This window comes from Lacinutrix sp. (genome assembly GCF_037625555.1).
In the GTDB taxonomy this organism is placed as follows: Bacteria; Bacteroidota; Bacteroidia; order Flavobacteriales; family Flavobacteriaceae; genus Lacinutrix.
On the sequence record NZ_JASJHV010000007.1, the window covers coordinates 1 to 14084 of the forward strand.

The following is a 14084-nucleotide window of genomic DNA, read 5'->3' on the forward strand; positions in this document are numbered from 1 at the left end:
AATTAAAAAAATAATATGAAAAAAATAATATTTTTGTTCATAGGTATTATGTCTATGTATACAATTAATGCCCAGGATATTAACGACGCATTGCGCTACAGTAATGGAGAGGTTATTGGTTCTGCAAGATATAGAGCGCTAAGTGGTGCGTTTGGTGCGCTAGGAGGAGATTTAAGTGCAATTAGTGTGAATCCAGCAGGTTCTGCTATTTTTACTAATAGTTTTGCTTCAGTATCATTAAATACTAGAGATGTAGATAATGAAACTGCATTTTTTGGAGGATTAAATTCTTCATCTAATTCTGATTTGTCTTTAAATCAAGGCGGAGGAGTTTTTGTTTTTAGAAATAGAAATGCAAATTCTTTATGGAAAAAATTTGCACTAAGCGTTGCTTATGATAATACTAAGAATTATGATGATACTTGGCGTTCAAGAGGAGTTAATTCATCATCTATCGATCAATATTTTTTAAACAATGCACAAGGATTACAATTAGGTGATATTTCTGCATTTCCAGGAGAATCTGTTTCTGAAGCCTACGCTAGTATTGGTGGCGCTTTTGGCTATATTCATCAACAAGCCTATTTAGGTTTTGATTCTTTTATTTTAGAGCCTGATAGTTTTGATGACGATAATACTGGTTATACTTCAAATATAGTATCAGGAAACTTTAATCAAGACTATAATTACGTAGCAACTGGTTATAATGGTAAGATTGCTTTTAATATAGGAGCTCAATATGGAGATGATTTGTACTTAGGTTTAAATTTAAATTCTCATTTTGTTAATTATGAGCGCTCGACTTTTTTATATGAACAAAATAATAATGCAGGATCTATTGTTAATCAAGTAGGCTTTGAAAATAATATTACAACTAATGGTTCTGGTTTTTCATTTCAATTAGGAACTATTTATAAATTAAGTAATGAATTTAGAGTTGGTTTCACTTATGACTCTCCAACTTGGATGACAATAACTGAAGAAACGTCTCAGTCTCTAGAAACCGTTAGAATAGATGGAGGAGAAAATGTTTTGCAAATTGTAAACCCTCAAATATTAAATTTATTTCCAGATTATAATTTGCAGTCGCCAGGAAAAGTAACAGGTAGTATTGCTTATGTTTTTGGAAAACAAGGTTTATTGAGTTTTGATTATTCAAGAAGGGATTTCAGCAGAATTAGACTTAAACCAACATCGGATTCTTTTTTTAGAGCACAAAATAACATCATTTCAGATGCTTTAATTGCTGCTGCTACATACAAACTTGGAGGTGAGTATAAGGTAAATCAATTTAGTTTTAGAGGAGGTTATCGTTTTGAAGAAAGCCCTTATAAAGATGGTAAAACGGTTGGAGATTTAAATGGGTATTCTCTTGGTTTAGGTTATAATTTTGGTAACACTAAACTAGATTTAACCTACGATGCTTTTAATCAAACAAGAGAGCATCAATTTTACAATACAGGGTTAACTGATGCAGTAGCTATTGATGCTAATAACTCTAATATTACACTAACAATAGGATTTCAATTGTAGGTTTTAAATAAAATAAATAAAAAAGCGTTTGAAGGTTTTCAAACGCTTTTTTATTGGATTTAACTTTATGTGTAAAGTTAATTAATATTAGCAGATTTTACTGTTTTTATAATACGACCAGCAATTTTGTATGGGTCTCCATTTGAAGCTGGACGACGATCTTCTAGCCATCCTTTCCATCCTTTCTCAACAGTAATAATTGGTATACGTATTGAGGCACCTCTATCTGAAATTCCATAAGAGAAGTCATTTACATGAGCTGTTTCGTGTAAGCCAGTTAAACGTTCATCATTAAATTCTCCATAAACTGCCATATGTTCTTTAACAACAGGTCTAAACGCTTCACAAATTTTCTCATAAGTTTCTTTAGAACCACAAGTTCTTAAAACAGAATTCGAAAAGTTAGCATGCATACCAGAACCGTTCCAGTCTCCTTTTACTGGTTTTGGATGATATTCTATATAATACCCATATTGTTCAGTTAAGCGATCTAATAAGTAGCGCGAAATCCATATTTCATCACCAGCTTTTTTTGCGCCTTGAGCGAATAATTGGTATTCCCATTGCCCAGAAGCAACTTCTTGATTTATTCCTTCAAAGTTTAGTCCTGCTGCAATACATAAATCTGCATGTTCTTCAACAAAATTTCTACCATGTGTATGTCTTCCTCCAACAGAGCAGTAGTACATTCCTTGTGGGCCAGGATAGCCACCAATAGGGAAGCCTAATGGTAATTGTGTTTCTTTATCCATGATAAAGTATTCTTGCTCAAAACCAAACCAAAAATCATTATCGTCGTCGTCAATACCAGCTCTTCCGTTAGTAACATGTGGAGTTCCGTCTGCATCTAAAACTTCTGTCATTACTAAATACCCGTTTTCTCTTGCAGGATCTGGATATATTGCTACTGGCTTTAATAAGCAATCAGATGCTTCTCCTGAGGCTTGTTTAGTTGAAGATCCATCAAAAGACCATATAGGACAGTCTTCTAACTTTCCGCTAAAGTCGTTTTCAACCTTAGTTTTACTTCTCATGTTTTGAGTTGGTTTGTAGCCATCCAACCATATGTACTCTAACTTAGATTTGCTCATGATAAAAAAATGATTTTTGTTATAATTTCAGCAAATATATAATAAAAATGATTTTACCCACAAAAAAACAAGGGTCAAAACGAAATATTTATTAAATGAATGTTAATAACCCTATTTTTTTAAGGGTGTAATGATTAAAACGTGTAAAAAATTGTAATTTCGTAAAATAATTCATTAAAATAAAAAATATGTCTACTCTAAGGTTTCATGCTATTAAAAAATCTCTAAAACGTAAGCCAGTAATTATTGAGGAAAAATTACGTCGTTCAGAAATTTTTGGAAAAAATGTTTTTAACGAGTCTACTATGCGCCAATATCTTACAAAAGAAGCGTTTGTAAATGTTATGGATGCAATTCAATTTGGAAAAAAAATAGATAGAGTAGTAGCAGATCATATTTCTACAGGAATGAAAGAATGGGCTATATCAAAAGGAGCGACCCATTATACACATTGGTTTCAGCCATTAACTGGAGCTACTGCAGAAAAGCACGATGCTTTTTTTGAAACTATTGGAGGAAGTTTGGCGATAGAAAAATTTGGAGGAGGACAATTAGTGCAGCAAGAACCAGATGCGTCTAGTTTTCCAAATGGAGGAATTAGGAATACTTTTGAAGCAAGAGGATATACCGCTTGGGATCCTACATCACCAGCTTTTATATATGGCACAACTTTATGTATACCAACAGTGTTTGTAAGTTATACAGGAGAGGCTTTAGATTATAAAACACCCTTATTAAGAGCGCTACAAGCTGTTGATAGTGCAGCTGTAGCAGTGTGTAAATATTTTGATAAAAATGTAAAAAAAGTAAATGCATCTTTGGGTTGGGAGCAAGAATATTTTTTAATAGATAGAGATTTGGCGATGTCTAGACCAGATATCGTTCATACAGGAAGAACATTACTTGGTCATTCTCCTGCTAAAGGCCAGCAGTTAGATGATCATTACTTTGGAACCATACCTAATCGTGCTATGGCATATATGAGAGATTTAGAGGTAGAATGTATGCTATTGGGTATTCCGGTTAAAACCAGACATAATGAAGTGGCACCAAACCAGTTTGAATTAGCACCTATTTATGATGAGGTTAATTTATCTGTAGATCACAACTCTTTACTAATGGATGTTATGGAGAAAATTTCTGATAGACATAATTTTAAAGTCTTATTTCACGAAAAACCATTTGCAGGAGTTAACGGTTCTGGTAAACATAATAATTGGAGTTTAAGTACAGATACAGGTATTAATTTATTAGGGCCTGGTAAAACACCAATGAGTAATCTTCAGTTTTTAACCTTTTTTATTAATACTATAAAGGCAGTTCAAGAAAACGAAGAGTTGCTTCGTGCAGCAATAGCTTCGGCAAGTAATGATCATAGGTTAGGTGCGAATGAAGCGCCTCCTGCTATTATTTCAGTCTTTATTGGAGAGCAATTAACGCGAACTTTAAATGAATTAGAGAATGTTACCAGCGGAAAACTCTCTCCAGAAGAAAAAACAGATCTTAAACTTAATGTTGTAGGGAAAATCCCTGATGTTTTATTAGACAATACAGATAGAAATAGAACGTCTCCTTTTGCCTTTACGGGTAATAAATTTGAATTTAGAGCAGTTGGTTCTTCAGCAAATTGTGCAAATCCAATGACGGTATTAAACAGTATTGTGGCAAAGCAATTAATAGATTTTAAAGTAGAAGTAGATGCTTTAATCGATAAAAGGGATATGAAAAAAGACGATGCCATCTTTAATATTTTACGAGAGTACATAAAAAAATCTAAGAATATTTTATTTGAAGGAAATGGCTATGGAGAAAAATGGGAGAAAGAAGCTAAGAAAAGAGGATTGAGTAATAATAAAACTACTCCAGAAGCTTTAAAGGCTAAAGTGTCTAAAAAAACATTAGAGATTTTTGAAACGTTAGGAGTCATGAATAAAGTTGAATCTCAAGCACGTTATGAAATTGAAGTTGAGGAGTATGTTCTTCGTATTCAGATAGAAAGCCGTGTCTTAGGCGATATTGCACGAAACCATGTTGTGCCAACAGCTGTAAAGTACCAAAATATATTAATTGAAAATGTAAAAGGATTAAAAGAGATTTATGGTAATGATTTTAGAAAATTAGCAAAAGAACAACTTAACTTAATTGAAGAGATCTCAGGTCATATTGCTGCAATAAACTCTAATGTAACTAAAATGACAGAAGAGCGAAAAGAGGCAAATAAAGATCAAAATTCTGAAAAGAAAGCAGTTTTGTATTGTAATAAAGTAAAGCCTTTATTTACAGATATTAGATACCATTGCGATAAGTTAGAGCTATTGGTAGATGATGAGCTTTGGCCACTAACAAAATACAGAGAATTACTTTTTACTAAGTAGGAACTTGTTTAATTGGTTATTAAAAAGTTCATTTGGTATAACTACTAATAAAACTATCTTTGCATTTCAATATATAATTATGAGTTCGGAAATAAGTAAACGTTACAGTCAAAGAGGTGTTTCAGCATCAAAGGAAGATGTGCATAATGCTATAAAAAATATAGATAAAGGTTTGTTTCCAAAGGCGTTTTGTAAAATAGTTCCAGATTATCTTACTAACGACGATGATTATTGTTTAATAATGCACGCAGATGGAGCAGGTACAAAAAGTGCATTAGCTTATATGTATTGGAAAGAAACTGGAGATGTTTCTGTTTGGAAAGGTATTGCTCAAGACGCTTTAATTATGAATATTGACGATTTGTTATGTGTTGGAGCAACAGATAATATTATGTTGTCCTCTACAATAGGAAGAAATAAAAACCTAATTACTGGTGAGGTGCTTTCTGCAATAATTAATGGAACTGAAGAGCTTATTGAGGATTTAAAAACTTTTGGAGTGACTATTCATTCTACAGGAGGTGAAACAGCAGATGTTGGTGATTTAGTTCGTACCATAATTGTAGACTCTACTGTTACTGCCAGAATGAAGCGTAGCGATGTTATTGATAATGCTAATATAAAAGCAGGTGATGTAATAGTTGGTTTAGAAAGTTTTGGGGAAGCTACATACGAGAAAGAATATAATGGAGGTATGGGAAGTAATGGTTTAACTTCTGCACGACATGATGTATTTAATAATTACTTAGCAAAAAAATACCCAGAAAGTTTTGATGCAGCAGTTCCAGAAGATTTAGTGTATTCTGGACAAATAAAATTAACAGATTCAGTTGAAAACAGCCCAATAGATGCTGGAAAGTTGGTGTTGTCACCAACAAGAACTTACGCTCCAATAATAAAAGAAATTTTATCAAAATTTAATTCTGAAACTTTACATGGAATGGTGCATTGTTCTGGAGGAGCACAGACCAAAATCCTACATTTTATAGATAATTTACATATTGTTAAAGATAATTTATTCCCAATTCCACCACTATTTAAATTAATACAAGAACAATCTAAAACAGATTGGAAAGAAATGTATCAGGTTTTTAATTGTGGACATAGAATGGAACTGTATGTTTCTCCTGAAATTGCAGATGAAATCATTACTATTTCAAAATCTTTTAATGTAAATGCACAAATTGTTGGACGAGTTGAGGCTTCAGAAAATAAAAAGCTTACAATAGATAGTCCATTTGGGACATTTATTTACTAATTGCCAAGTAATACTATTTATTATTGTGTAATAAAACAGGTGAATATTCTTCTCTTGAGTACTATGTATTATAATGCTTTAATTATAATTTTCTTTCAAAAAAAAGTAATAATATTATTCATATTTCCTTTAAAATTAGTTGTTTAGAACCAAAAAAACATAATCAAAAATAAATACAGAGTGTTTATTTTACTATATTTAGTGTAATAATAGCTCACAAACTTGTTTAAAAAAACGCTTCTCTTACTTTTTATAGTATTGATTTTAGTCAATGCCTTCGTGATCTTTAATTATGGTCATTTTGAAAGACGATTAATACGAATAATTTCTATTTGTATTTATTTTTTGGTTTTTTTAATGCAAAAAAATGTAAAAAATAAAAATATCACTTTTGCTTTCATATTCCTTGTTATTGTAGATGTGCTTGCAATTAATTATGAGAATGGTTACATAAGCATTATCGGTCCAGTTGTTAAACTTATTGCATATTCTTTTATTATAAATGAAGTTATTAGGAAGGTAAAAATTAAAGAGGTTAAAAAGCCAATATTTTTATTTGTGGTAATTGTAGTTGCGCTTAATTTATTTTTAGTGTATCAAACTGTTTGGACTACGTTTTTAAAAATTGAAGATTATAACGAAAGTGTTTTATATATTATTTACGGTTCAATAAATGTCTTAATGTGTATTATGGCGATAAATTATCATTCTAGATACTCTTCTAAGCATTCTCTATATTATTTATATTTTCATTAATTCTCTCAGATGCTAGCTGGTTTATAGCCTATTATTTAAATGGTCATTCAGCTTTTTATTTCGATACCTTGTTTTATATGATATCTCTATATTTTATCATATTGTACTCTGAAAATAAAAATTCAAATATTGAAGACTATTCTTTGCAAGAATATTAATTAAATAAAACCTTTTATCAGTAATAGGAAGCTACAGGTTACAAAGCAATCTATTAAGTAGAGACTAACTACTAGTTTAAAATTAGAAACATCAACCATTTTATAAAATTTAAGTTTTTTTCTAATATCTCTATCGTTAATCATTAGCCAAAACAAAGCCGTTAAAAATAGCTTAGTTAATAATGCGCTAACTATTTTTGGGCTATAAATAGTTAACAATAGCGTAACTATATAAGACCATATAGACATAGGTCTATAATAAAATAATAAAGCGCGAAATTGGTTTAGCATATAGATTATAACGTAAATTTTTATGTAATATTTTTCAAAAGCTGAAACATGTTATAAACCATTGCTAATTCATAAATTATCGTATTTTTGTGTAACAATTTTAGAGATAGATGTTAGAGAAATTACAAATAGTAAAACAACGATTTGATGAGGTAAGTGATTTAATCATTCAACCAGATATTATTACAGATCAAAAACGCTACGTTGAATTAAATAGAGAATATAAAGATTTACGTTTATTAATGGATAAACGTGAGCAATATTTAGAGCTTACAAATAATTTAGCAGAAGCAGAAGAAATAATTGCAAATAGTAGCGATCCAGAAATGGTAGATATGGCTAAAATGCAATATGATGAATCAAAAGAAGGACTTCCGCTTTTAGACGAAGAAATTAAAGTATTATTAATACCAAAGGATCCTACAGATGCCAAGAATGCAGTAGTAGAATTACGAGCAGGAACTGGAGGAGATGAAGCTAGTATTTTTGCAGGAGATTTGTATAGAATGTATACCAAGTATTGCGAAGGTAGAGGTTGGAAGGTAGATACTGTAGATTATAGCGAAGGTACAAATGGCGGATTTAAAGAAATCCAGTTTGAAGTTTCTGGAGACGATGTTTACGGAACCTTAAAATTTGAAGCAGGCGTGCATCGTGTGCAAAGAGTACCGCAAACCGAAACTCAAGGTCGTGTTCACACAAGTGCTGCAACCGTTATGGTATTTCCAGAAGCCGAGGAATTTGATGTAGAAATTAATCCAAAAGAGGTAAGAGTAGATTTTTTCTGTTCATCTGGACCAGGAGGACAGTCTGTAAATACAACATACTCAGCTGTGCGTTTAACACACATACCAACAGGATTAGTTGCCCAATGTCAAGATCAAAAATCGCAACATAAGAATAAGGAAAAAGCATTCAAAGTATTGCGCTCCCGTTTATATGATTTAGAGCTTGCTAAAAAAAATGAAGAAGATGCTGCTTTAAGAGGTACAATGGTAACCTCTGGAGATAGAAGTGCAAAAATTAGAACTTATAACTATTCTCAAGGACGAGTTACAGACCATAGAATAGGATTAACACTCTACGATCTTCAAAACATTGTAAATGGAGATATTCAAAAAATAATAGACGAATTACAACTCGCAGATAATACAGAGAAGTTAAAAGCGAATAGTGACATCATTTAAAAAAACCAGCTATTTAATCAACCAACCACAACTACTATGAGAATTCTAACCGCATTTTTGTTTTTATTATTTGTTAATCTTACATCTGCACAAAACTACTTTGGGTATTTGTCAGACAATTATTCAGGATTACACAGTTTAACCCTAAACCCAGCTAATGTAACTGGTTCTAAATTTAGAAGTGAAATTAATTTAGTTTCTGCAAACGCAAGTTTTAATAACGATTACTTTGTTTTAGACTTTAGTGATTTATTTGAAGGTACAGACGACATTGAAAATTCAAGTTTCACAGCAAAAGATAATAACAATTTCGTTATAAATACAGATGTAATGGGCCCATCTTTTATGTTTAATTTATCTCCAAAACATAGTGTTGGTATTATTACAAGAGCCAGAGCATTTTTTAATGTAAATGAAATTAAAGGAGAGCTGTTTGATGCTTTCGAAGATGATTTCGATTCAGGAAACGACTTTAGCCTAACAGAAGACGAATTTACATCAACACTCCATGCTTGGGCAGAGTTTGGTGTAGTTTACGGAAGAACTTTAATAGATAAAGAGCAGCACTACTTAAAAGGTGGTGTAACATTTAAATATTTGCAAGGTTTAGGAAACGCATATACTAAAGGTAGTAATTTATCTGTAGATTTCGATGCAGATGGTTTTGCTCCAGCATTAGGTACAATTAGTACAACAGGTCAAATTGAGTATGGAAGCTCAAAAGGTTTAAGTGAAAATGGAGATGATTTTGAAATTGAAAGTGGTTCTAATGGTTTTGGAGCAGACTTAGGTTTTATTTATGAATGGAGACCAAAGGCAACAGATTTAGAAAATGATTCAAGATCTAATTATAAATTAAAAATTGGTGTAAGTATTACAGATATTGGAAGTATTAATTATAAAGATGCAGATGCAAATACATACGACATTACAAATACAGTAGATGAAATTACTTTTGAGTCTGAAGAGGATTTTGAAGATAAATTAAACAACCTTTATACTAGAACTGGATCTAGAGATTTTACAAAAGTAAATCTTCCAACAGCATTACATCTTACGGCAGATTATAACTTAGATACACAGTTTTTTATAAACCTTCGTACAGATTTATCTTTGCGTAAAGCAACAGAGTTGAACACAAATAAAATAGATAACTCTTTAGTAGTAACACCACGTTTTGAAAGAAAATGGTTTAGTGTCTTTGTGCCATTAAGTATTATGGATTATAGTGGTTTTAATGCTGGTTTTGGTTTTAGAGCAGGACCATTATTTTTAGGCTCAAATACAGTATTAACAAATTTACTATCTAGCGAAAGTAAGGCTACAAATGTATATTTAGGACTAAAAATTCCTATTTACAAAAAAGGGAAGTCTAAATTTAAAGTATAATAAACACAAGCCTCTTTTTTTTCGAGGCTTTTTTTATAAAGTAAATTGAAATTATATGTCATTCTGTATTAGAGACAGAGTTTATATTTAAAGTAAATGACGACACAAGAACTAACAACGCAAATTAAAAAAAAGAACTCTTTTCTATGTATAGGATTAGATGTCGATTTAAATAAAATCCCAAAACATTTATTAGACTCCAAAGACCCAATTTTTGAGTTTAATAAAGCTATAATAGATGCTACTCATCATCTCTGTGTAGCCTACAAACCAAATACAGCGTTTTACGAAGCCTATGGTATTAAAGGTTGGCAAGCATTAGAAAAAACGATTCAATATTTAAACTATAACCATCCAGAAATTTTTACCATTGCAGACGCAAAGCGTGGAGATATAGGTAATACAAGTACAATGTATGCTAAAGCTTTTTTCGAAGATTTAGCGTTCGACAGTGTTACTGTTGCACCATATATGGGAAAAGACTCAGTAGAGCCTTTTCTCGCTTTTAAAAACAAGCATACCATTATGTTAGCGTTAACATCTAATAAAGGCGCATTCGATTTTCAGACACTAAGCGTCAATAATAATGAATTATACAAACAGGTTTTAGAGACCTCTAAAAGCTGGGAAAACTCAGAAAATTTAATGTATGTAGTTGGCGCAACCAAAGCCGAATATTTTGCAGAAATTAGAAAAATTGTCCCAAATAACTTTTTATTAGTTCCAGGAGTTGGAGCGCAAGGCGGAAATCTGCAAGAGGTTTGTAAATACGGAATGAGTGAGAATGTTGGACTACTTATAAACTCTTCTAGAGGAACCATCTATGCTTCAAAAAACAAAGATTTTGCACAAGCTGCTGCTTTAGATGCCTTAGAGTTACAAGAGCAAATGAAAGCAATTTTAAATAAGTAGACGCACTACAAGGACTAAGCAATCTCTAGAATGAAATTTATAGATCAAATAGGAAGACATATTAAACTTAATAGCACTCCAAAGCGAATTATAAGTCTTGTTCCATCTCAAACCGAATTACTTTACGATTTAGGATTAGAAGATTCTATAGTTGGTATCACAAAATTTTGCGTACATCCATTTCATTTTAAGAGCACGAAAAAAATAATAGGAGGCACAAAACAAATTAATATAGATAAAATAATTGCCTTAAAACCAGATATAATTCTCTGTAATAAAGAAGAAAATACAATAGAAATTGTTGAGCTTTGTCAATCTATTTGTAATACTCATGTGTCAGATATTGTAACAATAGACGATTGTTTAGAGCTTATAAAACAATATGGAATAATCTTCGACAAGCCTACAAGGGCAATAAAAATCTCAGATAAAATAAATTATAACTTAAAAGACTTTAAAGCTTTTGTAAAAGACAAACCTACTTTAAAAGCAGCTTATTTTATTTGGCGAAAACCATGGATTGTAGCAGGAAGTGGCACTTTTATAAATCATTTATTAGAGTTAAATAAGTTCGAAAATATTTATAATAATATAGAACGTTATCCAGAAGTAGAACTAAAAGGATTAAAAGAACAAGGTGATCCAGAATTGGTGTTATTGTCTAGTGAGCCATATCCTTTTAAAGATGAGCACGTATTAGAAGTAGGTAGTGTTTCCAATCACGCAAAAATCATATTTGTAGATGGAGAATATTTTTCATGGTATGGCTCACGACTTATAAAAGCATTCAATTACTTTAAAACATTAAGAAATAGATTGTGAGTACTCTCTAGATAAAAACTTAATCTGATTTAATTTATGTAAAAGCTTCATTGCCTTAAATTCAGAATCATCACTAAGCGCATGGTCAGTTTGCCTTAAATTATAGGCTTGCTCTGCTAATTGTTTATAGCGTTTGTTTAGTTTTTCTTGGTGTGTTTTTAATAAAGTATTTCTGCTCATGGTTAGTTTTGAGTTAGAAATTTAAATTTAATATTGGTAATTAGCAAGTTAGGGTGGATTGTTTGTAAACATAAAACAAAAAAAAGCCTCTAAATACTAGTGTTTAATGGCTTTAAGTATTGTTGTTTTATAATTAATCTTGCAAAGCAAAAACTTTTTGCAATAAACCAGTAGTTCTTGAAGATACTTTTTCTCTAATTTCCAGCTCTTCTACTGCAATCATTTTATAGACACCATTTAAGGCTTGAGTAGTAACATAATCTGTTAAATCTGGATTAAAATTACTTGTAAAAGGAATTGCATTATACTTATTAATTAAGTTTGCCCAAATTTGATCTGCACCAACTTTTGCAAAACTATTTTTAATAACAGGATTAAATTTAGCGTAAAGTGCAGTTTGCGTTTTACTGTTTAAATATTGAGTAGCAGCATCTTTATTTCCTAATAAAATAGTTTTGGCATCATTAAAAGTAATGCCTTTTACGGCATCAATAAATATGGGTGTTGCCTCACTAACAGCATCTTCTGCAGCACGATTTAATATTTTTATACCATCGTCTGCTAAACTTCCTAAGCCAATGTCTCTTAAAGCTTTATCTACTTTTTGTAATTCTTGAGGAAGTAAAATTTTAACCAATTGGTTATTATAAAAACCGTCTTTCTGTGTTAGTTTACTAACCTGTTTATCTATCCCAAAATCTAAAGCCTGTCTCAATCCATTACCAGTATCCAAGGCAGAGATTCCTCCATTTCCTTGTGGTAATTGGTTTACTACCTGCTGTAATTCTGCGCAAGCTGTTAAATTAAATATTAAAAATAAAGCTATAAATCTTTTCATTGTTTGTTTTATTAGGCTATAAAAGTAAACATTATTTGGGCAAATATTTTGTTAAAACTGTTTCGCGCACTACACAGTTTTAATAAAATACCGTGCTTTTGGCAGTCGCTCTCTGCGAGGAGCTTCAACAAAGCCTCAATCACTTTTGCAAACCTTAAACAATCATTAAAAATTAGTGATATTTTTTGAATATTCCGTAAATTGCAACCTCAAATCCGAATGTATTTTACGAATGATACAAGCCATACCTTACAAACCAAAATATAAAATTAGAATAGTAACTGCAGCAGCCTTGTTTGATGGTCATGATGCGTCAATAAATATTATGAGACGTATAATCCAATCAACAGGAGTTGAGGTTATTCATTTAGGTCATGATAGAAGTGTAGATGAGGTCGTAAACACTGCTATTCAAGAAGATGCAAATGCTATTTGTTTAACGTCTTATCAAGGTGGACATAATGAGTATTTTAAATATATGTACGACCTTTTAAAAGAAAGAGGAGCAGAACATATTAAAATCTTCGGTGGAGGTGGTGGTGTAATTTTGCCATCAGAAATAAAAGAATTAATGGATTATGGTATTTCACGAATTTATTCGCCAGACGATGGTCGTGAAATGGGATTGCAAGGCATGATTAACGATTTGGTTCAACAATCAGATTTTGCTATTGGAGACCAATTAAGTAACGAAGTAGAAATGCTTCCTACTAAAAATCCTAAAGCAATAGCTCGTGTTATTTCATCAGCAGAAAACTTTCCAGAAGTTGCTAAAGGTGCTTTAGAGGCTATTCATTTAAAAAATAAAACGTCTAAAACACCAGTTTTAGGTATAACAGGAACTGGTGGTGCAGGAAAATCATCTTTAGTAGATGAACTTGTACGTCGTTTTCTAATAGATTTTCCAGAAAAAACCATTGGTTTAGTATCTGTAGATCCTTCAAAACGTAAAACAGGTGGTGCACTTTTAGGAGATAGAATTCGTATGAATGCTATTAATTCGCCACGCGTTTATATGCGTAGTTTAGCAACAAGACAAAGTAATTTAGCATTATCAAAATATGTAAACGAAGCTATAGAAGTTTTAAAAGCAGCAGAATACAATATTATTATTCTTGAAACATCAGGAATAGGACAAAGTGATACGGAAATTATGGAGCACAGTGATGTTGCTTTGTATGTAATGACACCAGAATTTGGAGCTGCAACACAATTAGAAAAAATCGACATGCTAGATTTTGCAGATCTTGTGGCTATTAATAAATTCGATAAAAGAGGTTCTTTAGATGCCTTG

General features: G+C 31.5%; 12 protein-coding genes. 9 read left to right on the plus strand and 3 right to left on the minus strand.

The genetic code is table 11. The features are described from left to right. The first annotated feature begins 15 nt into the window (after positions 1-15). A complete protein-coding gene (locus QNK89_RS00245; protein WP_340168912.1) occupies positions 16-1533 on the plus strand; it encodes an outer membrane protein transport protein in 1518 nt (505 codons plus the stop codon). Between the two features lie 77 nt (positions 1534-1610). On the opposite strand, the gene QNK89_RS00250 is transcribed toward QNK89_RS00245, so the two are convergent. Beyond that, complete coding sequence (locus QNK89_RS00250; protein WP_340168913.1) at positions 1611-2624, minus strand: glutamine synthetase beta-grasp domain-containing protein; 1014 nt, start codon at positions 2622-2624, stop codon at positions 1611-1613. Positions 2625-2812: 188 nt separating this feature from the next. Between QNK89_RS00250 and QNK89_RS00255 the strand changes: the two genes are divergently transcribed. The 7 genes from QNK89_RS00255 (at position 2813) to QNK89_RS00285 (ending at position 11772) form a co-directional block, all read left to right on the plus strand. Next, a complete protein-coding gene (locus QNK89_RS00255) occupies positions 2813-4999 on the plus strand; it encodes a glutamine synthetase III (protein WP_340168914.1) in 2187 nt (728 codons plus the stop codon). 79 nt (positions 5000-5078) lie between these two features. Beyond that, the gene (locus QNK89_RS00260; RefSeq protein WP_340168915.1) at positions 5079-6257 is read left to right on the plus strand and encodes an AIR synthase related protein; all 1179 of its coding nucleotides are present in this window, start codon (positions 5079-5081) and stop codon (positions 6255-6257) included. A 357-nt stretch (positions 6258-6614) separates the two neighbouring features. After that, a complete protein-coding gene (locus tag QNK89_RS00265) occupies positions 6615-7013 on the plus strand; it encodes a hypothetical protein (protein WP_340168916.1) in 399 nt (132 codons plus the stop codon). Between the two features lie 559 nt (positions 7014-7572). After that, on the plus strand, positions 7573-8649 hold the full coding sequence (gene prfA / locus QNK89_RS00270) for a peptide chain release factor 1 (RefSeq protein ID WP_340168918.1): 1077 nt from the start codon (positions 7573-7575) through the stop codon (positions 8647-8649). 36 nt (positions 8650-8685) lie between these two features. Beyond that, positions 8686-10038 (plus strand): DUF5723 family protein, encoded by a 1353-nt coding sequence (locus tag QNK89_RS00275; RefSeq protein WP_340168919.1) that lies wholly within the window; start codon positions 8686-8688, stop codon positions 10036-10038. Positions 10039-10134: 96 nt separating this feature from the next. Beyond that, entirely contained in the window at positions 10135-10950 is an 816-nt protein-coding gene (gene pyrF / locus QNK89_RS00280) for an orotidine-5'-phosphate decarboxylase (protein WP_340168921.1), read from the plus strand. Positions 10951-10980: 30 nt separating this feature from the next. Continuing rightward, positions 10981-11772: a helical backbone metal receptor gene (locus QNK89_RS00285; RefSeq protein WP_340168922.1), complete on the plus strand. Its 792-nt coding sequence runs from the start codon at positions 10981-10983 to the stop codon at positions 11770-11772. Here the strand turns inward: QNK89_RS00285 and QNK89_RS00290 are convergent. Continuing rightward, positions 11755-11952: a Lacal_2735 family protein gene (locus tag QNK89_RS00290; protein WP_340168923.1), complete on the minus strand. Its 198-nt coding sequence runs from the start codon at positions 11950-11952 to the stop codon at positions 11755-11757. The two genes, QNK89_RS00285 and QNK89_RS00290, sit on opposite strands and share 18 nt — an antisense overlap. Before the next feature lie 133 nt (positions 11953-12085). Continuing rightward, entirely contained in the window at positions 12086-12790 is a 705-nt protein-coding gene (locus QNK89_RS00295; RefSeq protein WP_340168924.1) for a DUF4197 domain-containing protein, read from the minus strand. A gap of 232 nt (positions 12791-13022) precedes the next feature. Between QNK89_RS00295 and QNK89_RS00300 the strand changes: the two genes are divergently transcribed. Continuing rightward, the coding region (locus QNK89_RS00300; protein ID WP_340168925.1) for a cobalamin-dependent protein at positions 13023-14084 on the plus strand (1062 nt) is incomplete at its 3' end.

Bases quoted from the DNA above. Each gene is read 5' to 3' on its own strand.
- QNK89_RS00260 (WP_340168915.1), top strand. From the start codon at position 5,079: ATGAGTTCGGAAATAAGTAAACGTTACAGTCAAAGAGGTGTTTCAGCA.
- prfA (WP_340168918.1), top strand. From the start codon at position 7,573: ATGTTAGAGAAATTACAAATAGTAAAACAACGATTTGATGAGGTAAGT.
- QNK89_RS00295 (WP_340168924.1), bottom strand. From the start codon at position 12,790: ATGAAAAGATTTATAGCTTTATTTTTAATATTTAATTTAACAGCTTGC.
- QNK89_RS00245 (WP_340168912.1), top strand. From the start codon at position 16: ATGAAAAAAATAATATTTTTGTTCATAGGTATTATGTCTATGTATACA.
- QNK89_RS00290 (WP_340168923.1), bottom strand. From the start codon at position 11,952: ATGAGCAGAAATACTTTATTAAAAACACACCAAGAAAAACTAAACAAA.
- QNK89_RS00285 (WP_340168922.1), top strand. From the start codon at position 10,981: ATGAAATTTATAGATCAAATAGGAAGACATATTAAACTTAATAGCACT.
- QNK89_RS00265 (WP_340168916.1), top strand. From the start codon at position 6,615: ATGCAAAAAAATGTAAAAAATAAAAATATCACTTTTGCTTTCATATTC.
- QNK89_RS00275 (WP_340168919.1), top strand. From the start codon at position 8,686: ATGAGAATTCTAACCGCATTTTTGTTTTTATTATTTGTTAATCTTACA.
- QNK89_RS00255 (WP_340168914.1), top strand. From the start codon at position 2,813: ATGTCTACTCTAAGGTTTCATGCTATTAAAAAATCTCTAAAACGTAAG.
- pyrF (WP_340168921.1), top strand. From the start codon at position 10,135: ATGACGACACAAGAACTAACAACGCAAATTAAAAAAAAGAACTCTTTT.
- QNK89_RS00250 (WP_340168913.1), bottom strand. From the start codon at position 2,624: ATGAGCAAATCTAAGTTAGAGTACATATGGTTGGATGGCTACAAACCA.